Origin of the sequence: Acidovorax sp. SUPP3334, from assembly GCF_030159055.1 — a bacterium.
In the GTDB taxonomy this organism is placed as follows: domain Bacteria; phylum Pseudomonadota; class Gammaproteobacteria; order Burkholderiales; family Burkholderiaceae_C; genus Paracidovorax.
This window is the reverse complement of sequence record NZ_BQXQ01000007.1, coordinates 66,071-89,147: the sequence shown is the minus strand read 5'-3', so window position 1 is coordinate 89,147 and position 23,077 is coordinate 66,071. Positions and strand designations below refer to the sequence as shown.

The window sequence follows — 23,077 nt, the reverse complement described above, 5'->3', positions numbered from 1 at the left end:
CCGCAGGAAGGCGGCGGTTCAGCCGGGGTTGAACTGGTCCGCCAGCCCCTGCCAGCAGCGCGGGTAGTCCGGGTCCAGCGAGCCGCCCTGCTCCTTCTCGCGCAGCGCGAACGCGGTGGGCACGAAGCGGTAGCGGCTCTCCAGCATGAAGGCCAGCGTGCCGTCCAGCTTTTGCGGCTGCAGGTCGCTGGCGGTGGCGCGCTCGAAGCTCTCTTCGTCCGGGCCATGGGGCACCATGCCTTTGTGCAGGCTGGCGCCGCCGGGCTTGAAGCCTTCCGGCTTGGCGTCGTACTGGCCTACCACGAGCCCCATGAATTCGCTCATGGCGTTGCGGTGGTACCAGGGCGGGCGAAAGGTGTCTTCCATGACCAGCCAGCGCGGCGGAAAGATCACGAAGTCGCAATTGGCCGTGCCGGGCGTGTCGCTGGGCGAGGTCAGCACGGTGAAGATCGACGGGTCCGGGTGGTCGAAGCTGATGGAGCCGATCACCATGAAAGTGGCGGTGTCGTGCTTTCAGGGCGTGAGGTTGCCATGCCACGCCACCACGTTGAACGGCGTGTGCGTCTGCGGTGCGGTCCACAGTCGGCCGCCGTATTTCTTCACGATCTCGTAGTCGCCGGGCAGGCCTTCCGCAGCCGCGACAGGGGCCAGGAAGTCGCGCGGATTGGCCAGACCGTTGGAGCCGATGGGCCCCAGCTCGGGCAAGCGGAAGGCGGCGCCGTAGTTCTCGCACGCGTGGCCGCGCGGTGGACCGTCGGGCAGCGCGACCTTGAAAGCCACGCCCCGCGGCACCAGCGCAACCTCGCCGGGCGCCACTTCGAGCACGCCCATTTCGGTGGTCAGCACGAGCCGGCCCTGCTGCGGGATGAGCAGCAGTTCGCCATCGGCATCGACCAGCGCGCGCCGCTCCATCGAGCGATTGGCGGTGTACACCAGCGCGGCCATGCCGGTCTGCGCTTCGACGTCGCCATTGGCTGCCACGGTGCGCAGGCCGTCCACGGAGTCGGTGGGCGCGGGATGGCCGCCAGCGGCGCCGGTCGTCCAGCCATCGTGCGCATAGGGCCGATAGCGGCCGGACACCACCGAGGGCTGGCGGCGATACAGCCAGGTGCGCCGGTTCTCGTGCCGCAGCGCGGTGAAGGCGCTGCCGGAGACCAGCTCCGGGTACGGCAGGAACGGCGCTTTCTGCGGGCTGTTGCGCCCCTGCGGAAGCGCGCCGGGCACCGATTCGGTGGCGAACTGGTTGCCGAAACCGCTCTGGTATCGCAGCGGCTCGGTGATGGGGTCGGGGGTCATGAAAACGTCCTTGCAGTCGATGCTATTAATTAAATAGCAATGTGCCCTAGTGTTAATTGCGCTGGAGGCCATTTTGACTCTAATCCAGGCGGATGCCGTTGTCGCGGATCAGCCGGCCCCAGCGCTCGCGCTCGCTCTTCACGTAGCGTGCCATGTCTTGCGGCGTGCCGGGCATGCCGTCCACGCCGAGGGCCTGAAAGCGGGCCTTGACCTCGGTGAAGTCGAGCGCCTCCACCAGCGCCTTGTTCAGTTTCGCGATGGTCTCGGGCGGCGTGCCGGCGGGCACCGACACGCCTTGCCAGGCATAGGCTTCGAAGCCTGCCAGGCCCTGTTCCTGCAGCGTGGGCACATCGGGCAGCGTGGCGATGCGCTGCGCGCTGGCCACGCCGATGGCACGCACCTTGCCGCCCAGCACGAAGGCGTTGCCGCTGGCGGGCCGAGCGCCGCGGCGGCAAGCGCCTCGCGCAGCACCGCCAGCGAACCGATGTGGTTGGCCAGCAGCAGCACCAGCCGGGCGTTGAAGGCATGGCTCTCTTCGACCGTCAAAGGCTGGTGCGCGTCGATGAGTGCCTGGTAGAAATCGTCGGGCGACTCCAGGTGCGGCGCGGTGATGAGGCTTTGCGAAGTCGTCATGCCAGGGCCTTCCGATGCGGTGTTTCGGCGTTCGAGGTCGATGGGGCAAAAGGCTCCGTGTCCGGCGCCGCAATGCGGCCCAGGGCCCGGTCGAGCGCAGCGGCCACGGCGGCGGGCGTGGGGCGGCGCCAGCGCGCGCACACATGCGGATCGGGGCGCAGCAGATAGACGGTGCCAGGGAGCGCGTCATAGCGCTGCCATGCGATGGCATGGCCCGGCGTGCGCGGGATGCACACGGTATTGAGGCCCGAGCCACTGAGGGCCTTCAGGGCGGCTTTCACGGCATCGGCATTGGCATCGATATCGGCACCGGCGCCCTCGCAACCACTGGCACTGGCGCAGCCCTCCCCGTCCCCGAACACCAGCGCCGTGAAACCCGTGTGCGTGGCCCGGCGCAGCAGCCAGCCCTCGCCATCGAGCGGTGCATCGGGTGCGGGCGCGCCGGGCAACAACGGTCCCGCGAAAGCGTCCTCGTCCGGTGTCACGAGCGGCGAACCGGCATGGACCGAGGGCATCGACAGCCGGCCGCTGTTGACCAGGCTGCGCGCAAAGTCATGCTGGCGCGACAGCTGCAGCACCGCGTCCCGGAACATGCGGCTCACCGGGCTCTTGGGCGTGATGAAGTCCGTCGAGCGGGTGGAGTGACGAATGTTTTCGTCCGCTGCGGCTTCGCGTTCCAGCGCATAGGTGTCCCGCAAGGCCTCGGGGGCCTGGCCTTGCAGCACGGCGGCAAGCTTCCAGCCCAGGTTGTCGGCGTCCTGCACGCCCGAGTTGGCGCCCCGCGCGCCGAAGGGTGAGACGCCATGGGGCGCGTCGCCCGCGAACAGCACCCGGCCATGGCGAAAGGCGTCCATGCGGCGGCACGCGAAGGTATAGACGCTGGCCCAGACGAGTTCGAAGGGCACGTGAGGCCCCAGCAGCGCACGCACGCGGAGCTCGATGTTCTCGGGCTTTCGTTCGTGGTCGGGGTCGGCCTCCCAGCCCCATTGGAAGTCGATGCGCCAGATGCCGTCCGCCTGCTTGGCCTGGGACGGGCCGGTGGCACGCGCGCTCAAGGCCTGCACGGCCGGGGTGTCGCAGCGGCTCGATGCCCAGGGCCGCTGAACCGGAACGGTGCCCGCACGGCTCTGCCCCGCCAGGTGGCAGCCCGCGGGCCCGCGCCCCGTACCCCGTACCCCTCAGCAGATGCGAACGCCCAAGCTGCCGATAAGGACGGCGGCCTGGTCCATCGACAGCATGGCGCCCCGAAACGACTGCGCCACCATGGCCACCGTCAACCCGCCCAGGTCCACCGACCTGAGATCCGCCCCATCGAACCGCGCATTTTTCAAGTTGGCATCGCGCAGGCTGCCGCCTTCGAAAACGGCATCGCGAAAGTCGCAGCCCGCCACATCGGCCTCGGACAGGTCCAGTTGTTCCAGGCTGCGCTTGCGAAACGAAAGGCCCCGCAGGTCTGCGCCCACCAGCCGACACTGGTGAAATTCGAGGCCCAGGGTGACGGCCTCGTTGAACACGGCCCCGGTCAGTTTGGCCTCGGTGAACAGCGCTGAGGAAAGCCGTGCGCGCGTCCAGCGGGTGTTGTTCAGATCGCTGCTGCAAAAGCGGGCGTTGGACAGGTCGGCCAGGGAGAAGTCCGCCTGCCGCGCCTTGCAATCGAGCCATCGCGAATCCGCCAGCAGCGCTTTCTCGAAACGGGTTTCCGCGAAGGTGCACTCCAGGAACCTTGCCCCGCCGAGGTCGAGGCCGGACAGGTCGGCGCCGTCGAAGCGGCATTGCTCGAACGACAGCGGCGCATGGGGCCGCGCAAGCCACTCCACCAGCGCGCTGCGTGAGACGACCTGATCGGTGATGGCCGACGGATCGGCGTCAGCGTCGGCATTGATGTGCGCCGTTTTGACGATGGTGGAGGTTTCGGTATCGAAATGAGTGCTCACGATTCAGTGCCCCGCGCTTTTAGAAAACAGATTGACCACCAGAACGCCCGCGATGATCAGCGCCATGCCGAGCATGGCCGGCAGATCGAGCCGCTGGTTGAACACCACCCAGCCCACCACCGAAATCAGCACGATGCCGACCCCTGACCAGATGGCATAGGCCACGCCGACCGGGATCGTCTTGAGCACCAGCGACAGCGCGTAGAACGAGGCGGCATACGCCACCCCGGTGATCAGGCTGGGCACGAGGCGCGTGAAGCCATCCGAGGCTTTCAGCGCGGTAGTGCCGCCCACTTCCATCGCAATGGCGAGTCCCAGAATGAGATAGCTGGAAGTCACGGTCATGGCGCGTCTCCTTGGGTGAGTCGAAGCAGCAGCGACAACAGGCGGTCCTTGCGGTCCGGCGCCGTGCCGTAAATGTCCAGCAGTTGGTCGAGCCAGGCGCCGTCCGCAGCGAGCCGGCAAAGGAACAGCCGGTCGGCAGCAGCAGGATCAGCGCCGTCTTCTGCCACCAAGGCACGCATCTTGGCGCCCCACCGCTCGCGGCACGACGGCAGCGTGAAGGCGAGCAATGCGATCGCGCGCTGCGTGCGAAGCTCGTCCGGCGTGCTGGCCTGGAACGACGATGTCAAGTAAGCACGCGCATGCCGCGCCGGGCCCTCGGGCTCGGCTTCGAGCGCGGCGGCAAAGAAGACATCGAACCTGTCGAACAGTTGGTCGCACAGGCCCTCCAGCAATGCCTGTTTGCTGCGAAAGTGATGCTGCAGACCGCCTTTGGTGACACCGGCACGCTGTGCGACGGCGTCCAGGGTCACGGCATGCGGGCCATCCTGAACGAGCAGGTCGCCAGCGACCGCGAGCAACTGCGCACGGACGCGTTCGGGTTGTTTGAGACGTTTATGGGCTTCCGACATAAAAAACCATCCAGACGGATTTTTTATTGTAGCCATCGAATGCATCCCGTCAGATCGGTGCGCCGCGTGCCGCAGGGGTTATCGAAGTACCGTGATTTGACTCAAGGGCCGAAGCGTGACCGCATCCACACCCGGTGTGCGGCCATGCCCGTCACAGCAGCACGATGTCGTATTGCTCTTGCCCCACGGCCGTTTCGGCCTGCAGCGAAATGGGCTTGCCGATGAAGTCCGACAGGCCCGCCAAGTGCTGGCTTTCTTCATCCAGAAACAGCTCCACCACGCGCGGCGAGGCCACGACGCGAAACTCGCGCGGGTTGAACTGGCGGGCTTCCCTGAGGATTTCGCGCAGGATGTCGTAGCACACGCTGCGCGCCGTCTTGACGATGCCTTTGCCCTGGCAGTGCTCGCAGGGTTCGCACAGCATGTGGGCCAGCGACTCGCGCGTGCGCTTGCGCGTCATCTCGACCAGGCCCAATTGCGAGAAGCCGCCGGCCATGGTCTTCACCCGGTCGCGCGAAAGTTGCTTCTTGAACTCCGCCAGCACGGCGTGCTGGTGGTCCTCGCGCGCCATGTCGATGAAGTCGGCAATGACGATGCCGCCCAGGTTGCGCAGCCGCAGCTGGCGCGCGATGGCCTGCGCGGCCTCCAGGTTGGTCTTGAAGATGGTGTCGTCGAAATTGCGCGCGCCGACGTAGCCGCCGGTGTTCACATCGATGGTGGTCAGTGCTTCGGTCTGATCGACGATCAGGTAGCCGCCCGACTTCAGATCGACCCGGCGGCCCAGGGCGCGGGCCACCTCTTCGTCAATCGCATACAGGTCGAAGATGGGCCGCTCGCCCTTGTACAGCTGCAGCTTGGGCGCGGCGGCCGGCATGAACTCCCGCCCGAAAGCCTGCAGCATGGAAAACTGCTCGCGAGAGTCGATGCGGATGGTGGCCGTCTCTTCGCCCACCAGATCGCGCAGCACACGCTGCAGCAGGCTCAAATCCTGGTGCAGCAGCGACATGGGCGGCAGGCGCAGCGAGGCGTCCTTGATGCGCGCCCAGGTCTTGCGCAGGTAGGCGATGTCTTCGGCCAGCTCGGCGTCGGTGGAGTCCTCTCCATTCGTGCGCAGGATGAACCCGCCGCCACCACCCGAAGCCTTGTCGCCCACCAGCGCTTGCAGGCGCGCCCTCAAGGCGTCGCGCTCGTCCACGGGAATTTTCTGCGAGACGCCCACGTGGTCGTCCTGGGGCAGGAACACCAGCAGCCTGCCCGCAATGCTGATCTGCGTGGACAGGCGCGCGCCCTTCGTGCCGATCGGGTCCTTGATGACCTGCACCATCAGCGACTGGCCCTCGAACACCTGTTTTTCGATCGGCACGGGCGGCTCGCCCTTGCGCGCGAACATGGGGGCCTCGCCGCCTTCCTGGCGGTGCCAGACGTCGGCAACGTGCAGAAACGCGGCGCGCTCCAGGCCGATGTCGATGAAGGCCGACTGCATGCCCGGCAGCACGCGAGACACCTTGCCCAGATAGACATTGCCCACCAGACCGCGCTCCAGGGTGCGCTCTACGTGGAGTTCCTGCACGGCACCGTGCTCGACCACGGCCACGCGGGTTTCTTGGGGGGACCAGTTGATCAGGATGTCTTGTTGCATGGGCTCGGAAAAAAGTGGCCGCCCATGATGCCTGAATAGCGAGGCCACGGCTGACTTGGCCGCCCCGCCGCGCGAATCAATCGCGCAGCACGCCCGCGCCCCGCAGCAATCGGGCGGTCTCGAACAGCGGCAATCCCATGATGCCCGTGTAGCTGCCGGCCAGATGCGACACGTGCTGCGCTGCAGGCCCCTGGATGCCATAGGCCCCTGCCTTGCCCATGGGTTCGCCACTGTCCACATAGGCGGCAATCTGCGCCGGCGACAGGGGGGCGAAGGTCACCTTCGAGATCGATAGGGCCACCGACCGCTCGGTGCCTTGCTGCAGGGCCACGGCCGTGAGCACCCGGTGGGTGCGGCCCGCCAGCTCGGCCAGCATGCGGCGGGCATGGGCCGCATCTTCGGGCTTGCCGTAGATCGTGCGGCCCAGCGCCACGGTGGTGTCCGAGCAAAGGATGGGCGCATCGGGCAGGCCGCGCCGAATGCGCCGGGCCACGGCCGCATCGAGCTTGAGCCCGGTCACGCGCTGCACATAGCGTGCGGGTGCTTCACCGGGCCGCTCCGCCTCGATGGCTTCGCTGTCTTCGGCCACGTCGCCGTCGGCATTGGGCAAGAGCAATTCGTGCCGCACGCCCAGTTGTTCCAGCAACTGGCGCCGGCGCGGGCTCTGCGATGCGAGATAGATGAAAGGGATCAAGGACGGCACGGGGCGGGAGGATAGCCGATTGCCGAACCGGCGCTTCGGATGGCCGGCATCTGTTTCGGCAAGCGCCCTCTTCGCGCAAACAGCCTTTCCACAATGAGTGCATGACCTTCTTCCCCATTCTAGAAACACCACGGCTGCGGCTGCGCAAGATGGTCGCCAGCGATGCGCCCGCAGTGCTGTCCATGCATTTGCAGGACGAATCGCGGCAATGGGCGGGCTACAACGCCATCACGAATCTGGAGGGAGCGATCGGTTTCGTGCAATGGACCGAAGAGATCACGCGACGGCACATTCCGGAGTTCTGCTGGGCCATCGAGCGCAAGGACACGCCGGGAATGATCGGGCAATGCAACTTCACGCAGTGCGACGCCGGATCGCTCAGTGCGGTAGTGGGCTACGAACTGGCACAAGCGCATCAAAACCAGGGCTTCATGCACGAAGCCCTCGGCCGGGTACTGAATTGGTGCTTCCTGCACCTCAAGCTCATGCGCATCAGTGCCACGGTCCATCCCGACAACACGCCATCGATCCGCACATTGCAGCGATGGGATTTTCAGTATGAAGGCTTGTTACGAAGCGCTGGACTATGGGGCGGAAAACACCATGATCTGATGTCCTTCAGCCTGCTGGCACCGGAATACCTGGCGGCCATTTCACCGCTGATCTCTGAACCCTCGACGATGCAAGCGCATATCGGTCTGCCATCGGGTGCAATGGCGGATCGCACCGCACTGCAGAGGGAAATGGCAGCGGCCTGAACCGGCCCGCATCGCATCGCAAAGCAAAGAGCGGCCTATTCCCGATGGTAAGGATGCCCCGCGTTCACCGACCAGGCCCGGTAGATCTGCTCGATCAGGAGCACGCGCACCATGGCGTGCGGCAGGGTGAGGTCGGACAAGCGGATGCGCTCGTGCGCCGCTTGCCGAAATGCGGGGTCCAGCCCGTCGGGCCCGCCGATGACCAGCGCCACATCATCGCCCCCCAGTTGCCAGCCCTTGAGCCGCGCGGCAAGCGCCTTGGTGGTCATTGATGTGCCGCGCTCGTCCAGTGCCACGACGCGGGTGCCGCGCGGTATCGCCGCTTCGATGCGTTCGCGCTCGGCCGCGTAGAGGGTTTCCAGCGTCTTGGAGCCCCGCGGCTCGGTCTTGACGGCCTTGAGTTCGACCTTCAATTCCGGGGGAAACCGCTTGGCGTAGTCGTCATAGGCCGTCTGTGCCCAGTCGGGCACTCGCTGGCCCACGGCCACGATGAGCAGCTTCATCGATCAGCTCGGCTCAGCGACAAATCGGCTTCAACCCCTGCGCGCCGGCGCCTTCTTGGCAGCCGGCCGCTTGGTGGAGGCGGTCTTCACGGCAGCCGTGCGCGGGGACGACTTCGGCGCGGCAGGCGCCGAGCGGCCTGACGTTTTCTTCGCCGCCGGCTTGCCAGCCGTCTTCTTGGCGATCGGCTTGACGATCAACGTCTTGATGGGTGCCTTGGTCGCGGTCTTGGCAGGGGTCGCCTGCTTGGCGGTGCTGCGGGTCGCCGTCTTGGCGGAGGTCTTCGCAGCGGTTTTCGCCGGGCTCTTGGCCGAAGTTTTAGCCGAGGTTTTGGCCGAAGTCTTCGCCGTGGTCTTTGCGGGGGCCTTGGCTCCGGGCCTTTGCGGTGCCTGGGCCGGTGCCTTGGCGGCCACCTTGCTCACGCCGGGCTTGCGGGCTGGCTGGGCCGATGCGGCAGCGGCCTTCTTGGCGGCGGCCTTTTTCTTGGCGGTGCCGTCAGCGGCTTCCGGCGCCTTGGGCTTGGCGGCGCCCAGCTTCAGGCGGACAGGCGTGTCGCCCCAGATCTCTTCCAGGCGGTAGTACTGGCGAATGGCGGGCTGCATGATGTGCGCTACGGCGGCGCCGCAGTCCACGATGATCCATTCGCCGTTGTCTTCGCCCTCGATGCGGGGCTTGCCGAAACCCGCTTCACGCACCGCATCGCGCACGCTGGCCGCCAGGGCCTTCGTCTGGCGGTTGGAAGTGCCCGAAGCCACGATCACGCGCTCGAACAAGGGCGAGAGATGCTCGGTGTTGAACACCTGGATGTCTTGCGCCTTGACGTCTTCCAGGCCATCGACGATGGCGCGTTGGAGTTTGGTGACGTCTTTCTTGGCGGCGGATTCCGATTTGGAGGTGGTGGTCATCAGGCGTTTGTCTAAAAGGGATGGGGCAATATAGCGTGCAACCCGGGCCTGGGCCAAGGCCGCGGGCCGGGGTGCCGGCTCGGCGTTCGGATGCACATCAAGGGTGTTTTTGGCCTCTGGCGCTCATGGAATGAGCGCGGGCAGCTATTGAAATTATAGCTTTCGGTGTTTTGGAGCGATCCAGCGCCGGCTCACAGCCAGTCTCGCCGCACCAGGAAACGCCGTGTCAGCTCGGCCTCGGGCGACCCGGGAGGGTCTTGGCGCTGGTACGACCAGCCCGCCATGGGAGGCATCGACAGCAGGATCGATTCGGTGCGCCCGCCGGACTGAAGGCCGAAGTGCGTCCCCCGGTCCCACACCAGGTTGAACTCGACATATCGACCGCGCCGATAGCATTGAAACTCGCGCTGGCGGTCACCGAAAGGGATCGGGTGGCGCTTGTGAACGATGGGCAGATAAGCGCCCAGCAGCGCGTCGCCCACCGACTGCACCATGCCCAGGCTGCGCTCGAATCCCAGTTCGGAAAAGTCGTCGAAGAAGATGCCGCCCACGCCGCGCTGCTCGCTGCGGTGCTTGAGGTAGAAATACTCGTCGCACCAGCGCTTGAAGCGCAGATAAAGGCCTTCGCCGAACGGGTTGAGCGCGTCCCGGCAGGCCCGGTGGAAGTGCACCGCGTCTTCCTCGAAGCCGTAATACGGGGTCAGGTCCATGCCGCCGCCGAACCAGCACACGGGCGGGCCCTCCGCCGGAGCCGCGACGATCATGCGGACGTTCATGTGCACCGTCGGCACGTAGGGATTGACCGGGTGGAACACCAGCGACACGCCCATCGCCTCGAACGGCGCGCCGGCCAGCTCGGGCCGGTGCTGGGTCGCCGAAGGCGGCAGCGTGGCACCGCGCACGTGCGAGAAGCCGCAGCCGGCCCGCTCGAAAACGCGCCCGCCCTCCAGGATGCGGGTCACGCCATCGCCCTGCAGCGGCTCGCCGGGTGCCTTGCGCCAGACATCGTTCAGGAACCGCGCTCCGCCGCGGGCCACCGGGCCTTCGACCTCTTCCAGGGCGGACGTGATCCGGTTCTGCAGCCCTTCGAGATAGGCGCGCACGCGGGCAGCGGCATCGGCCGCGTTCATGGTGGGCGCCGGGGGCGCTGCGGGTAACGGCATCAGCTCTTCACCGCACGGTGGCCGATGTCGCGGCGGTACTGCGCGCCATCGAAGTGGATGCCCCGCGCAACGTCGTACACGCGCTGCTGCGCCTGCTTGACGCTGTCCGCCAGCACGGTCACGCAAAGCACGCGCCCGCCTGTCGTTTGGGGAACGCCGTCTTTGAGCGCCGTACCCGCATGGAACACCATGGCATCGTCGGCATCCGCAGGCAGGCCGGTGATGGCATCGCCCTTGCGCGGGTCTTCCGGGTAGCCGTGCGCGGCCATCACCACGCCCAGCGCGGTGCGGCGGTCCCACTGCAGCTCCACCTGGTCGAGCTTGCCATCCACGGCGGCGCCGAGCACATCGACGAAGTCGCTCTTGAGGCGCATCAGGATCGGCTGCGTCTCGGGGTCGCCCATGCGGCAGTTGAATTCCAGGGTTTTGGGGTGGCCGGTCGAATCGATCATCAGGCCGGCGTACAGGAAGCCCGTGTACGGAATGCCGTCCTTTTCCATGCCGCGGATGGTGGGCAGGATGATCTCGCGCATGGCGCGGGCATGCACGTCGGCCGTGACCACGGGTGCAGGGGAATACGCGCCCATGCCGCCGGTGTTGGGGCCCTGGTCGCCGTCCTTCAGGCGCTTGTGGTCCTGGCTGGTGGCCAGCGCAGTGACGTTCTTGCCGTCGCAGAGCACGATGAAGCTGGCTTCCTCGCCCTGCAGGAACGCTTCGATCACGACGCGGGCGCCGCCTTCGTTGTGGGTCACGCCGTATTTGTTGTCCACCAGCATGAAGTCCACCGCGTCGTGCGCTTCCTGCAGCGACATGGCGACCACCACGCCCTTGCCCGCTGCCAGGCCGTCGGCCTTGATGACGATCGGAGCACCGAGCCGTTCCACGAAGGCATGGGCCGCGGCGGGGTCGGTGAAGGTGTCGTAATCCGCCGTGGGAATGCCATGGCGGCGCATGAAGGCCTTGGAAAACGCCTTGGAGCTTTCCAGCTGCGCGGCGGCCTTGGTCGGCCCGAAAATGCGCAGCCCGTGCGCACGGAACTCGTCCACCACGCCGGCCGCCAAAGAGGCCTCTGGGCCGACGACCGTGAGGGCGATCTTATGCGCCTGGGCCCAAGCGCGCAGTTCGCGCACATCGGTGACGTCCACGTTCTCGAGCTTGGAGTTGAGCGCCGTGCCGCCGTTGCCAGGCGCCACGTAGACCTTCGTGACCTTGGGAGACTGCGAAAGCTTCCAGGCCATCGCGTGTTCACGGCCGCCGCCACCAATCACTAGGACTTTCATACCGGACTCCGATGGGCCGCTTCGATGAGGCCGGTGTGCCCATGGGCGGGCACGTTTCGATGGCTGAGGTTCGGGCTCATTTTCATAGGGCAGCGTTGTGGTAGACCTCTTGCACGTCGTCCAGGTCTTCCAGCACGTCGAGGAGTTTTTGCATGCGCGCGGCGTCTTCGCCTTCGAGCTCGATGGTGTTTTCGGCGCGCATCGTGACTTCGGCCACTTCGGGCACCAGGCCGGCGGCCTCCAGCGCGTTCTTGACGGTTTCGAAGTCGGCGTAGGCCGTCAGCACTTCGATGGCGCCGTCTTCTCCCGTCACCACGTCTTCGGCACCGGCTTCCAGCGCCACTTCCATCACGCGATCCTCATCGGTGCCGGGTGCGAAGATCAGTTGGCCGCAATGCTTGAACTGGAAGGCGACCGAGCCTTCGGTGCCCATGTTGCCGCCGTGCTTGCTGAAGGCGTGGCGCACTTCGGCCACGGTGCGCACGCGGTTGTCGGTCATGGTGTCCACGATGATGGCCGCGCCGCCGATGCCGTAGCCTTCGTAGCGGATTTCCTCGTAGCTCACGCCCTCGGCGTTGCCGGTGGCCTTGTCGATGTTGTATTTGATGCGGTCGGCCGGCATGTTAGCGGCCTTGGCCTTTTCGATGGCCAGGCGCAGACGGGGATTGGCGGAAATATCGCCCCCGCCGGCCCGAGCCGCCACGGTGATCTCACGAATGATCCGGGTCCAGATCTTGCCGCGCTTTTCATCCTGCCGCCCCTTGCGGTGCTGGATGTTTGCCCATTTGCTGTGTCCTGCCACAGGAGTCCTTCTGGTATTGATTTAATCTACTGACCGCGATTTTACTTTTGACGCATCCCCTACCTCCCGCACCCCCACGCCATGGCCGAACCTCTTCTCATTGCCAAGCACGGCACCACCGAATGCCACCTTCTTCCCGGCCTGGCGAACCGCCATGGCCTCATCACCGGGGCCACGGGCACGGGCAAGACCGTCACCCTGCAGACCCTGGCGGAAGGCTTCTCGCGCATCGGCGTGCCGGTGTTCATGGCCGACATCAAAGGCGACCTGACCGGCATCAGCCAGCCGGGCAGTATCGGCGAGAAGCTGGCAGCCACGCTCAAGGAACGTGATCTCGCCGTCCCCGAGCCCCTGGCCTGCCCCACCACGCTGTGGGACGTGTTCGGACAGCAGGGCCACCCGGTGCGCGCCACGGTCTCCGACATGGGCCCGCTGCTGCTGGGCCGCATGCTGGCCTTGAACGAGACACAACTGGGCGTTCTCAACCTGGTTTTCAAGATCGCCGACGACAACGGCTTGCTGCTGCTGGACCTGAAGGACCTGCGCGCCATGCTGCAATACGTGGGCGAGAATGCCAAGGAATTCACCACAGGGTACGGCAATATCAGCGCCGCCAGCGTAGGCGCCATACAACGGGGCCTGTTGCAGATCGAGCAGCAAGGCGGCACCCAGTTCTTCGGCGAGCCGATGCTCGACATCAGCGATCTCATGCAGACGGTGGACGGTCACGGCGTGGTCAACATCCTCGCGGCCGACAAACTGATGAATTCGCCGCGCCTTTACGCCACCTTCCTTCTGTGGATGCTGTCGGAGCTGTTCGAGCAGTTGCCCGAGATCGGCGACCCGGAAGTCCCCAAACTCGTCTTCTTCTTCGACGAGGCCCACCTGCTGTTCAACGAGGCGCCCAAGGTGCTCGTCGAGCGCATCGAACTGGTGGTGCGCCTGGTGCGCTCCAAGGGTGTCGGCGTGTACTTCGTCACCCAGAACCCGCTCGACATACCCGACAGCGTGCTGGCCCAGTTGGGCAACCGCGTGCAGCACGCACTGCGCGCCTTCACGCCGCGCGACCAGAAAGCGGTGAAGGCCACGGCCACCACCATGCGGCAGAAACCCGGGCTGGACATCGAAACGGCCATCACCGAACTGGCCGTGGGCGAGGCCCTCGTGAGCTTTCTGGACGCCAAGGGCCGCCCCAGCGTGACCGAGCGCGTGTTCGTACTGCCCCCCGGCAGCCAGCTGGGGCCGATCACGCCTGCCCAGCGGCAAGCATTGCTGGCCGGCTCGCTCGTGACCGGGGTGTACGAGAAAACCGTGGACCGCGAATCCGCCTACGAAAAGCTGCAGGGCCGCACCGCAGCTGCGACGGCGACGGCGCCGGGCACTCCGAAAGCGGGCCCAGGCACTGCGATCGGTGGCACGGACGGCGGCGCAGGCGGCGGGCTCATGGGTGGCCTGAACGACGTGCTCTTCGGCTCGACCGGCCCCCGCGGCGGCAAGCACGACGGGCTGGTGCAGACCATGGCCAAGTCCGCCGTGCGCACCATGGGCACCTCGCTGGGCAAGGAGATCTTGCGCGGCGTGCTGGGCAGCCTCTTCGGTGGCCGCAAGCGCTGACGCGGCATCCCCCTGGCCGGTTCGCCATCGAAGCGGGCCCAACCCTGGAGTTCTTTCATGATCGATCTGCACTACTGGACCACGCCCAACGGCCACAAGATCACGATGTTCCTCGAAGAGGCCAGCCTGCCCTACCGCGTGCTGCCCGTGAACATCGGCCGGGGCGAGCAGTTCCAGCCCGGCTTCCTGCGCATCGCGCCCAACAACCGCATCCCTGCCATCGTGGACCACTCGCCCGCTGGTGGCGGCGAGCCGATTCCAGTGTTCGAGTCCGGCGCCATCCTGCTGTACCTGGCCGACAAGACCGCCCGGTTCATTCCCCAGGAACTGCGCGGGCGCACCGAAGCCCTGCAATGGCTTTTCTGGCAGATGGGAGGACTCGGTCCGATGGCTGGCCAGAACCACCATTTCACGCAGTACGCGCCCGAGCCCATTGCCTACGCCATCGATCGCTACGTGAAAGAAACCGCGCGCCTGTACGGCGTGCTGGACAAACACCTGTCGGATGGGCGCGATTACATCGCTGGCGGCTATTCCATCGCGGACATGGCCTGCTACCCCTGGATCGTTCCGCACGAGCGCCAGCGGCAGGACCTGGTTCGGGCAGGACGCCCGCACCGTGCGCCGCTGAAAGCGCGCGGCTTGTTCATTCAAGGCCGCGCCGCCCGTCCAGACATCAAACCCGGTCGCTGCGGGCCAGGTGGCTTTCCAGCCTGCGCAGCGCGCCGGTCAACGCGAGCGTCATGACCCAGTACGCCAGCGCAATCGCCAGATACGGCTCCCAATCGCGCGAATACGCCCCGGCCACGGTGCGCGCGGCATAGGCCATCTCGGCCAGGCCGATGGCGGAGATCAGCGAGGTGTCTTTCAGCAGCGCGATCGCGTTGTTGCCCAGCGGCGGCAGCATGCGGCGCCAGCGCCCCGCATCCGATTACCCGAGCGCGACCGACTGGATGCCCGCGCGAAACACCTCCGAAATCTAGGCCGCCGAATTGAGCGGCAGCGCCACGATGCCCAAGATCGGCGCGCCGTGTTCCTGCTTGAGGGTGCGGGCGAAGTCGCCCGTCACCAGCACTATGCGCGCGATCATTCGGTGGACGACAGCCTGCGCCAGATGGGCTGGGTGCAAGGCGCGATCTGGAGCAACCGGCATGTGAGCGAATCGGTCGAGGCCATGCGCGCCAAACGCGCGGGCGACTTTCCGCCGCTGGCGCCCCTGCACCGCTTCAGCGAACTGGGCTGACAAACTCGCACCGCAGGTCGGCCACGCCGCAACCCGGGCTGAACGCATCAATTTCGATAGCTGCCCGCGCTTGATGGGCGTGCGCTGGAGGCATTTTCGAGGCCTGATACCCGGCGTGCGGGCTTATGATGCGGGCTCCGTTCCGATCCCGTCACGCAAGGACGCAGCCATGGTCACGCACATCCCGGCCCTCCCCACCTACAACGATGTCGCCGACGCGGCCGCAAGGCTGGAGGGCGTGGCCCACCGCACGCCCGTGGTGCGCTCCAGCACGGCAGACCAGCAATGCGGCGCCCAGCTCTTCTTCAAGTGCGAGAACCTGCAGCGCATGGGCGCGTTCAAGTTCCGTGGCGCCTACAACACCCTGGCGCAGTTCGACGATGCGCAGCGCGACCGCGGCGTGCTCGCCTTCTCTTCCGGAAACCACGCGCAGGCCATCGCCCTCTCGGCCCGCCTGCTCGGCATGCCGGCGCTGATCGTCATGCCCGAAGACGCCCCCGCCGCAAAAATAGCCGCCACGCGCGAATACGGCGCCCAGGTCGTCACCTACAACCGGTTCACCGAAGACCGCGAAGCCATCAGCCAGCGGCTCGCCCAGGAACGCGGCATGACGCTCGTGCCGCCGTTCGACCATCCGCACGTCATCGCCGGCCAGGGCACGGCCGCCAAGGAACTGTTCGAAGAGATGCCCGACCTGGACTACCTCTTCGTCTGCCTGGGCGGCGGCGGGCTGCTCTCCGGCAGCCTGCTGGCGGCCAAGGCGCTCGCACCCGACTGCCAGGTGATCGGGGTGAAACCCGCCGCAGGCAACGACGCCCAGCAATCGCTGCGCGCCGGCCACATCGTGCGCATCGACACGCCCCACACCATTGCCGACGGCGCGCAGACCCAGGCGCTGGGCCACATCACCTTCCCCATCATCCAGCGCGACGTGGCCGACATCGTCACCGCCACCGACGAGCAGCTCGTGCAGTCGCTGCGCTTCTTCGCCGAGCGCATGAAGCTCGTCGTCGAACCCACTGGCGCCCTCGCCTTCGCGGGGGCCGTACACGGCGGCGTGGAGGTACGCGGCAAGCGGGTGGGCATTCTGATCAGCGGCGGCAACGTCGACCTGGCCCGCTACGGGCGCTTTCTGGCAGACTGATCAGCGAGCCGGGCAGGCCCCCGCGCGGCCGGCGCTACCGGCCAGCCCTCCGCCCTCCGCCCTCCGCCCTCCGCCCTCCGCCGCAAATGGTTTTCCGCTTTTTCACTTCCCCAACAAGAGGCCCCAGCCCATGAGCAATGTCCACGTCATCACCCATCCCCTGGTCCAGCACAAGCTGACCCTGATGCGCAAGAAGGACGCCAGCACCAACAGCTTTCGCCGCCTGCTCGGCGAACTCAGCACCCTGATGGCCTACGAGGTCACGCGCGACATGCCGCTGCAGGACGTGCAGATCGAAACCCCGCTGGAAACCATGACGGGCCAGGTCATCGACGGCAAGAAGCAGGTGCTGGTTTCCATCCTGCGTGCCGGCAACGGCTTCCTGGACGGCATGCTCAACGTGATTCCCGGCGCCCGCGTCGGCCACATCGGCCTGTACCGCGACCCGCAAACCCTGCAGCCGGTCGAGTACTACTTCAAGATGCCCTCCGAAATGGAAGAGCGCGACATCATCGTCGTGGACCCCATGCTCGCCACCGGCAATTCCGCGGCGGCCGCGGTGGACCGCCTGAAGAAGCTCACCCCCCGCTCGATCAAGTTCGTCTGCCTGCTGGCGGCACCGGAAGGCGTGGCGACGCTGCAGAAAGCGCACCCCGACGTGCCCATCTATACAGCCGCCATCGACCGCGAGCTGAACGAGCATGGCTACATATTGCCCGGACTGGGCGATGCGGGGGATCGCATTTTCGGGACGAAGTAGCCCGTATCGATTGACCCAGCAAGACACCACGCCGGACTGCATTAAAAACGGCCCCCCGCATGGGCCTGTCCTTCATCGTAGAACGCGGCGCAGCCCGGTGATGCGGGCTGCGCCAACTCTCACTTCCAGTTGGCCGCCAGCACCGACTCCAGCCCGCTCTGGTAGTTGGCCGGCAGCGTCGTCTGTCCCGCCGCAGGCGGCGAGAACGAGGCCATGGCCTGCACCAGGTTTTGCACCTGGCCGTTGGTGAGGCTCTTGCCGTCCCCCGCCTCGAAGCGCTCCACCTGGTTCTTGGTACCGGAGTACCAGTCGCTCACCGTGAACTTGTCGCTCGTGCCGATGACGCTCACTTCCAGGTGGTTGCCCGACTTGCGAAACCACAGTTGCCGCGAAGAGATATCGCCCGCGAACTTCGCGATGTCCTGGTTGCCGCTGGTGGTGTCGTTCTCCTGGATCGTGTCCAGGCCGTAGCCTCTGCCGAGCCAGTAGGTGTCGCTGCCCACCCCGCCGATCAGCGTGTCGGCCCCGGCCGCGCCGTCCAGGTAGTCCGCACCCGCGCCGCCGGTCAGCGTGTTGGCGCCTGCGTTGCCCAGCAGCCGGTTGTTCAGCGCGTTGCCCGTGCCGTTGAGCGCTGCCGACCCCGTGAGCGTGAGGTTTTCCACTTCGCTGCCCAGCGTGTAGGCGATGGAGGACTCCACGGTGTCCGTGCCGCCGTTGGCGCCTTCCGTCACGGTGTCGCTGGCGCTGTCCACCACATAGACGTCGTTGCCCGCACCGCCGCTCATCGCATCGGCCCCCGCGCCGCCGTCCAGCCGGTTGGCCCCGCTGTTGCCCGTCAGGGTGTTGGCAAGGGCGTTGCCCGTGGCGTTGATGGCGGCCGTGCCGGTGAGCGTCAGGTTCTCCACGTTCGCCGACAAGGCGTGGGTGATGGAGGACTCCACGGCATCGGTGCCGCCATTGGCGGCCTCGGTCACCGTGTCGCCCGCGTTGTCCACCACATAGACGTCGTTGCCCGCACCGCCAGTCATCGCATCGGCACCCGCGCCACCGTCCAGCCGGTTGGCCCCGCTGTTGCCCGTCAGGGTGTTGGCAAGGGCGTTGCCGGTGCCGTTGATGGCGGCGGTGCCGGTGAGCGTCAGGTTCTCCACGTTCGCCGCCAGGGTGTGGGTGACGCTGGACAGCACCGTGTCGGTGCCCGCGTTGGCAGCCTCCACCACCTTGTCGGAGGCGTTGTCGACCACGTAGGTGTCGTTTCCACCCAGGCCCGTCATGGTGTCGGCACCCGCGCCGCCATCGATGGTGTCGTTGCCGCTGGTGCCGGTGAGGGTGTCGTTGCCAGCGGTGCCCGTGATCGTGCCGGACTGCACGGTCACTGCAAACCGGTGGGTGGCTTTGGCGCCTGCCTTGTCGGTCGCCGTAAGGGCAATGTTCACGGTGCCTGCCGGCGCGCTGCTGCCCGTGGTGCGAAAGACCTCCTGGATGGGATCGAAACTCAACCAGGACGGCAAGGCACTGCCATCCGTCAGCGTTGCGGTGTAGGTCAGCACATCGTCATAGTCCTCGTCATAGAACATCGCGGAAGGCAACCAGAACTCCCAGGCCGCGCCTTGTTTGAATGTCTGCGCCGCCAGAGTGCCCGTGGCGACCGGAGCATCGTTCACGGCGGCGACCCTCAGCTCGAAATCGATCTGGGCAGAAGCGCCCGCAGGATCTTTGACGACCACCTGCAAGCTGCGCACGCCGCTGTCCTCGCCGGTCGGCGTGCCGCTGAACGTGCGGGTGGCCGCGTCGAAGCGCATCCAGGAAGGCAATGGCCCGCCATTGCCTGCCCTTGCGCTCCAGGTCATCGCGGAGCCGTCCGGATCGGAAAAGGTATCTGCAGGCACGGTGAATGACCAAGCAGAATCTTCTGCCGCGTTCTGAACCGCAATCGCGTGCGCAATCACCGGCGCCCGGTTGGATGCGGCAATTGCCTGTGCGAAATCCGCCAGGGCATAATTTTGGCCCCCAAACTCGATGCGGAAGTCACCGCGCAACCGGACCGTATCGGTGGTCGAGTAGCGCAGTAGCCATAGGCCTTCGCCATCGCTCCAGTTCAGCTGCATGTCCGCCAATATTCCGCCCGTCAGTCGCACGGTATTGCTGCCTTTTAGGTCCTCCACCCAACTTAATCCGTCCTTTTCGCTGGCCGCGTCATCGCCCGGCGCGAAGACATAGACATCGTTTCCGGCTCCGCCGGACATCTCGTCCCGGCCCGCGCCGCCAACGATCGTGTCGTCGCCATTTCCACCGTCAAGGCGATCATCGCCAGCGTCGCCCAGGAGGGTGTCGTTGCCATCGTTGCCGTAGATCGTGTCGTTGCCATCTCCGCCGTGGACCACGTCGTCGCTCGCAAAGGCAAGCAGCGTGTCCGCCCCCGCCGTGGGCAAGAGCGACTGGGCCATGATCTGCTCCTGATTCCAAACCGTGCCGTCCGCGAAGCGGATGAACTCGATGGCATCGCCGGGGCGCAAGCTGCCATCGGAATTGAACATGTTGGTGATCCCCAAGAATTCACCGCTGCGCAGCGCCAGACCGTTACTTCTCATGACCACGTCGGCAGGGTCGATTCCCGCTCCGAGCTCGATCGTGTCGATTCCGCCGCTGTCCTCGATGTAGTCCTGTCCGCTACCCACGCCAAAGCGGTACGTGGTGTCGCTTTCATGGCCATAGAGAAAGTCGCGCCCCGCCCCACCGATCAGCACGGCGGCGCCGGTGGCGCCCGCATACAACTGGTCATCTCCGGCGCCGCCATCCAGCACATCGTCGCCACCACCGCCACGCAACACGTCGTAGCCGGCCCCTCCCAGCAAAACATCCGCCCACTTGTCGCCGTTCAACTTGTCGTTGCCAGCACCGCCGTCCACCCTGGAGCCGGCCACGACCGTCTGCAGTTCATCGTCGCCGGCCGTGGTCTTCACGGCGGCGGCCAGAAGGTCGGCAGAGGTCATCACCGTCCCGTCGGAAAACGCCAGGGACTCGATGGTGCTGGTGTTCCCATTGATCGCTATCCCGCCCTGTCCCGCAAACGTCACGGCAAGCAGATCACCAAAACGGCGCACCGTCAGGTCGTCGGCCGACAGGCCGGACATGAACTCGATGCGGTCCACCCCGCCAGCATCCACGATGGTTTCGTTGGCACCCTCGAAATCGCCGGCCGCAAAACGGTACACGTCATTGCCCAGTCCGCCGTCCAGCCAGTCGAAGCCAGTGCCGCCGACCAGGATGTCGTTGCCCTCGCCACCACTCAGCCGGTCGTTGCCAGCCCCGCCCTCCACCGTGTCGTCGCCCCCGTCGGCAAAGATCGTGTCTTCGCCCTCACCCCCGTCGATCAGGTCATTGCCGTGGTACTGCACGTCGATGGCATAGCGCGCCGCATTGCGGTCGCCGCTGTACTGGTCGCCATAGATCGTGTCATCGCCTCGCCCGCCCAGCAGCACGTCCGCACCGCCACCGCCCAGCAGAAAGTCGTTGCCCTCGCCCCCATCCAGAAAGTCCGCGGCATGGAACTGCCCCGGAATCCACAGCAGGTTCTCGCCAGTGGGCAAGGCATAGCTGTTGGTGTCTCCGAAGAGCTGGTCGTCTCCCTCGCCCCCGAAAAGCTGGTCTTCGCCCACGCCGCCCGTGAGGATGTCCTTGCCCGCCTCGCCCATGAGGGTGTCGTTGCCCCGGAAGGTGTAGCCCCGGATCATTTCGCCCGACACTTCGCCGTCCTGCGTGTACACGCCATCGCCGTACAGGATGTCGGCGCCCTCGCCCCCCATCAGCAGGTCGTCGCCCTCCATGCCGCTCACATAATCATTGCCGCTGCCGCCGAACAGCACGTCGCTGCCCATGCCGGCGCGGATGGTGTCGTTGCCCGCGCCGCCGTCCACGAAGTCGGAGCTTTCCGCATCGTCCGCATCGTGGTTCTGCGACACCATGCCGTACACGGCATCGAAGGAGCCGCCACCAAGCACTGCGGAGTACTCGCCCACCTCTGCGGAGAACAGATAGTCATTGCCGTCCCCGCCCTCGATCACGTCGCTGCCGTATCCGGTGAGCACCACGTCGTCGCCCGCGCCCGCGAACACGTGGTCTTCGTCCTCGCCAGCCTTCGGCCCCCAGTTCTGCTGGCCCGGTACCGTGAGCGACTCATAGGGCCGGCCCACGAAGATGCGGTCGTTGCCCGCGCCGGTCGCCACCGTCTGCCCGCCGTTGGAGTCATCGGCATAGACCCACTGGTCAGCACCGCTGGTGCTCGAATATTCCAGCGTCCCAGTGGATTCGGATATGCGCGGCGTGCTGCGGTCCGCCGCCCGCGTCGGGTCATCCGGCTGCGCGGCCAACACCACCAGCGACGTGTCGGTGCCGCCCGCGGCCTGGGGCTTGTCGGCCGCTTCCGCCAAGTTGAGGCCGAAAGTGCCCGCCCGGTAGTTGCGCACCGTGACCGTGCCCTGCACGCTCTTGTCCGTGGCGGAGGTGTACTTGGTGATGCGCAGGTCGGTGCCGCCCTGCCCATTCGCCACCTGCGTGAACAAAAACTGCCCGCTGGCGTCCTCCCAGGCGTCGTCCGCGCCGTAGCGCTTGACGGTCGCCAGCGGCATGGCCACGCCGTCGAACTCCAGCGTGCCCGCGCCGTCCGCATCCCACACGGTGTCGTTGCCGAACTGGCCGTTGAAGCGGTACACGTCCTTGCCCGCGCCGCCTTCCAGGTAGTCCGCGCCGCCCTTGCCGTCCAGCGTGTCGATGCCGGCTCCGCCGTACAGGTGGTCGGTGAAGCCCTGGCCGTCGATCTGGTCGTTGCCGCTGCCGCCGAACACGTACTGGGTGCGCTGTGCGCTGCCTGCACCCACCAGCACCTGCACTGCCGGGGTGCCGCCGCCGCCGCCATTGCCCATCTCGATGTACGCCACGTTCTGGCTGCCCTGCAAGATGCCGCCCCCGCGCTGCTGCTGTTCGTAGAACCGCGTGGTGAATGCGGCCCGGTCGGCGATCCACGACTCGCTGAGCTGGCCCGTGCCGGTGGCCGGGTCGTACAGCGCCACCCGCGCCGCCACTTCGGGGCTGACCTGCACGCTGACCACGCTCAACGCGGCCAGCGCCGCACGGGCGCTGGCGCCTTCCGGGGTGTTGGCCAGTGCCTTGCCAGCCAGCGCGCTGGCGGATTGCGGCAGCAGTTCTGCCTTGAGCGACTGCAATTGCGTAGGCGTCAGCGCGCCCAGGAAGTTGCGCGCGTTGGCGGTGAACTGCGCGTCGGTCTTGGTCGTGCCGATCAGGTTCTTGCCCTGCACCGCGCCCATCAGCATGTCCAGGAATTTGTGCGGCCCCACACCCACGATGGCATCGACCACCGGGCTGATGCCCGGCGTGCGGGCCGCAACGTCCTGGACCAAACCCAGGACGTTGCCGCTGCTGACCATGATGGCGAACTGCGCCGCCAGCGGGCCAGCGTTGTCGGCGGGCCACTCGCCGGTCATGGCGAAGTGCTGGCTGGCCGCCAGGTAGTTGATGAAGTCCGAGCCGCCGCTGGCGCGGCCTGCGGCCACCCCGGTCGTGAACGAATCGACCGCGTACAGCAGGTTCTTGAAGTCGTCCAGGGTGTTGACCGTGCCTTGGCCGTCCACGTCGTTTTGCGCTACGTCATTGAGCAAGCGCCATGTTTCGTAAGGGGCTCTGCCTCCAAGCATGCTGAAACCCAGGGCGCCGGACCATGCGGAGTTGGAGACGATGGCATCGTCTCCAGAGGCGAGAGGTTGAGACGAACCGG

Annotated in this window: 16 protein-coding genes and 6 pseudogenes; 6 read left to right on the top strand and 16 right to left on the bottom strand. The window is 66.4% G+C overall.

Going from position 1 to position 23,077, the window contains the following annotated elements:
• Positions 1 to 18: 18 nt before the first annotated feature.
• From hmgA to AVHM3334_RS05430, 9 genes and pseudogenes are all read right to left on the bottom strand, one after another.
• Positions 19 to 1,296 (bottom strand): annotated as a pseudogene (hmgA, locus tag AVHM3334_RS05470) (homogentisate 1,2-dioxygenase).
• Positions 1,297 to 1,375: 79 nt separating this feature from the next.
• On the bottom strand, positions 1,376 to 1,711 hold the full coding sequence (locus tag AVHM3334_RS05465) for a Bug family tripartite tricarboxylate transporter substrate binding protein (protein WP_284410312.1): 336 nt from the start codon (positions 1,709 to 1,711) through the stop codon (positions 1,376 to 1,378).
• 29 nt (positions 1,712 to 1,740) lie between these two features.
• Positions 1,741 to 1,929, bottom strand: a pseudogene (locus tag AVHM3334_RS05460) (DUF2783 domain-containing protein); the annotation flags it as partial.
• Positions 1,926 to 2,948: pseudogene (locus tag AVHM3334_RS05455) on the bottom strand (FAD-dependent monooxygenase); the annotation flags it as partial. The pseudogenes AVHM3334_RS05455 and AVHM3334_RS05460, both read right to left, overlap by 4 nt.
• Positions 2,949 to 3,107: 159 nt before the next feature.
• Complete coding sequence (locus tag AVHM3334_RS05450) at positions 3,108 to 3,863, bottom strand: pentapeptide repeat-containing protein (protein WP_349816610.1); 756 nt, start codon at positions 3,861 to 3,863, stop codon at positions 3,108 to 3,110.
• Between the two features lie 3 nt (positions 3,864 to 3,866).
• Entirely contained in the window at positions 3,867 to 4,208 is a 342-nt protein-coding gene (locus AVHM3334_RS05445) for an SMR family transporter (protein ID WP_284410310.1), read from the bottom strand.
• Positions 4,205 to 4,777 (bottom strand): TetR/AcrR family transcriptional regulator, encoded by a 573-nt coding sequence (locus tag AVHM3334_RS05440; RefSeq protein WP_284410308.1) that lies wholly within the window; start codon positions 4,775 to 4,777, stop codon positions 4,205 to 4,207. Before AVHM3334_RS05440 ends, AVHM3334_RS05445 begins: the two co-directional genes overlap by 4 nt.
• Positions 4,778 to 4,928: 151 nt before the next feature.
• Positions 4,929 to 6,416, bottom strand: coding sequence for a ribonuclease G (rng, locus tag AVHM3334_RS05435; RefSeq protein WP_284410306.1), 1,488 nt, complete (start codon positions 6,414 to 6,416; stop codon positions 4,929 to 4,931).
• Between the two features lie 76 nt (positions 6,417 to 6,492).
• Positions 6,493 to 7,110, bottom strand: a complete 618-nt coding sequence (locus AVHM3334_RS05430; RefSeq protein WP_284410304.1) for a Maf family protein — start codon at positions 7,108 to 7,110, stop codon at positions 6,493 to 6,495.
• 110 nt (positions 7,111 to 7,220) lie between these two features.
• On the opposite strand from AVHM3334_RS05430, the gene AVHM3334_RS05425 reads away from it, so the two are divergent.
• Positions 7,221 to 7,877: a GNAT family N-acetyltransferase gene (locus AVHM3334_RS05425; RefSeq protein ID WP_284410302.1), complete on the top strand. Its 657-nt coding sequence runs from the start codon at positions 7,221 to 7,223 to the stop codon at positions 7,875 to 7,877.
• Positions 7,878 to 7,912: 35 nt separating this feature from the next.
• On the opposite strand, the gene rlmH is transcribed toward AVHM3334_RS05425, so the two are convergent.
• From rlmH to AVHM3334_RS05400, 5 genes are all read right to left on the bottom strand, one after another.
• Positions 7,913 to 8,380: a 23S rRNA (pseudouridine(1915)-N(3))-methyltransferase RlmH gene (gene rlmH, locus AVHM3334_RS05420; RefSeq protein WP_284410300.1), complete on the bottom strand. Its 468-nt coding sequence runs from the start codon at positions 8,378 to 8,380 to the stop codon at positions 7,913 to 7,915.
• A gap of 30 nt (positions 8,381 to 8,410) precedes the next feature.
• A complete protein-coding gene (gene rsfS / locus AVHM3334_RS05415) occupies positions 8,411 to 9,283 on the bottom strand; it encodes a ribosome silencing factor (protein ID WP_284410298.1) in 873 nt (290 codons plus the stop codon).
• A 191-nt stretch (positions 9,284 to 9,474) separates the two neighbouring features.
• Positions 9,475 to 10,413: an oxygen-dependent coproporphyrinogen oxidase gene (hemF, locus tag AVHM3334_RS05410; protein ID WP_284410296.1), complete on the bottom strand. Its 939-nt coding sequence runs from the start codon at positions 10,411 to 10,413 to the stop codon at positions 9,475 to 9,477.
• A 32-nt stretch (positions 10,414 to 10,445) separates the two neighbouring features.
• Positions 10,446 to 11,726, bottom strand: coding sequence for a phosphoribosylamine--glycine ligase (gene purD / locus AVHM3334_RS05405; RefSeq protein WP_284410294.1), 1,281 nt, complete (start codon positions 11,724 to 11,726; stop codon positions 10,446 to 10,448).
• 82 nt (positions 11,727 to 11,808) lie between these two features.
• Positions 11,809 to 12,528, bottom strand: coding sequence for a YebC/PmpR family DNA-binding transcriptional regulator (locus AVHM3334_RS05400; RefSeq protein ID WP_284410290.1), 720 nt, complete (start codon positions 12,526 to 12,528; stop codon positions 11,809 to 11,811).
• A gap of 81 nt (positions 12,529 to 12,609) precedes the next feature.
• On the opposite strand from AVHM3334_RS05400, the gene AVHM3334_RS05395 reads away from it, so the two are divergent.
• Both AVHM3334_RS05395 and AVHM3334_RS05390 read left to right on the top strand, forming a co-directional pair.
• Positions 12,610 to 14,142, top strand: coding sequence for a helicase HerA-like domain-containing protein (locus AVHM3334_RS05395; RefSeq protein WP_284410289.1), 1,533 nt, complete (start codon positions 12,610 to 12,612; stop codon positions 14,140 to 14,142).
• Between the two features lie 57 nt (positions 14,143 to 14,199).
• Positions 14,200 to 14,739, top strand: a pseudogene (locus AVHM3334_RS05390) (glutathione S-transferase N-terminal domain-containing protein); the annotation flags it as partial.
• 79 nt (positions 14,740 to 14,818) lie between these two features.
• Here AVHM3334_RS05390 and AVHM3334_RS05385 read toward each other — a convergent pair.
• Positions 14,819 to 15,217: pseudogene (locus tag AVHM3334_RS05385) on the bottom strand (ABC transporter permease family protein); the annotation flags it as partial.
• Between AVHM3334_RS05385 and AVHM3334_RS05380 the strand changes: the two are divergent.
• From AVHM3334_RS05380 to upp, 3 genes and pseudogenes are all read left to right on the top strand, one after another.
• A pseudogene (locus AVHM3334_RS05380) lies at positions 15,215 to 15,385 on the top strand (enoyl-CoA hydratase); the annotation flags it as partial. The pseudogenes AVHM3334_RS05385 and AVHM3334_RS05380 sit on opposite strands and share 3 nt — an antisense overlap.
• 169 nt (positions 15,386 to 15,554) lie before the next feature.
• On the top strand, positions 15,555 to 16,529 hold the full coding sequence (locus tag AVHM3334_RS05375) for a threo-3-hydroxy-L-aspartate ammonia-lyase (RefSeq protein WP_284410287.1): 975 nt from the start codon (positions 15,555 to 15,557) through the stop codon (positions 16,527 to 16,529).
• 130 nt (positions 16,530 to 16,659) lie between these two features.
• Positions 16,660 to 17,289, top strand: coding sequence for a uracil phosphoribosyltransferase (gene upp, locus AVHM3334_RS05370; protein WP_284410285.1), 630 nt, complete (start codon positions 16,660 to 16,662; stop codon positions 17,287 to 17,289).
• A 119-nt stretch (positions 17,290 to 17,408) separates the two neighbouring features.
• Here upp and AVHM3334_RS05365 read toward each other — a convergent pair whose 3' ends face one another.
• Positions 17,409 to 22,961 (bottom strand): putative Ig domain-containing protein, encoded by a 5,553-nt coding sequence (locus AVHM3334_RS05365; protein ID WP_284410283.1) that lies wholly within the window; start codon positions 22,959 to 22,961, stop codon positions 17,409 to 17,411.
• Positions 22,962 to 23,077 lie beyond the last annotated feature (116 nt).

What these genes read in the sequence shown, in the direction of transcription:
- AVHM3334_RS05445 (WP_284410310.1), bottom strand. Translation starts at nt 4,208, where the DNA reads ATGACCGTGACTTCCAGCTATCTCATTCTGGGACTCGCCATTGCGATG.
- AVHM3334_RS05440 (WP_284410308.1), bottom strand. Translation starts at nt 4,777, where the DNA reads ATGTCGGAAGCCCATAAACGTCTCAAACAACCCGAACGCGTCCGTGCG.
- rng (WP_284410306.1), bottom strand. Translation starts at nt 6,416, where the DNA reads ATGCAACAAGACATCCTGATCAACTGGTCCCCCCAAGAAACCCGCGTG.
- AVHM3334_RS05425 (WP_284410302.1), top strand. Translation starts at nt 7,221, where the DNA reads ATGACCTTCTTCCCCATTCTAGAAACACCACGGCTGCGGCTGCGCAAG.
- rlmH (WP_284410300.1), bottom strand. Translation starts at nt 8,380, where the DNA reads ATGAAGCTGCTCATCGTGGCCGTGGGCCAGCGAGTGCCCGACTGGGCA.
- rsfS (WP_284410298.1), bottom strand. Translation starts at nt 9,283, where the DNA reads ATGACCACCACCTCCAAATCGGAATCCGCCGCCAAGAAAGACGTCACC.
- hemF (WP_284410296.1), bottom strand. Translation starts at nt 10,413, where the DNA reads ATGAACGCGGCCGATGCCGCTGCCCGCGTGCGCGCCTATCTCGAAGGG.
- purD (WP_284410294.1), bottom strand. Translation starts at nt 11,726, where the DNA reads ATGAAAGTCCTAGTGATTGGTGGCGGCGGCCGTGAACACGCGATGGCC.
- AVHM3334_RS05395 (WP_284410289.1), top strand. Translation starts at nt 12,610, where the DNA reads ATGGCCGAACCTCTTCTCATTGCCAAGCACGGCACCACCGAATGCCAC.
- AVHM3334_RS05375 (WP_284410287.1), top strand. Translation starts at nt 15,555, where the DNA reads ATGGTCACGCACATCCCGGCCCTCCCCACCTACAACGATGTCGCCGAC.
- upp (WP_284410285.1), top strand. Translation starts at nt 16,660, where the DNA reads ATGAGCAATGTCCACGTCATCACCCATCCCCTGGTCCAGCACAAGCTG.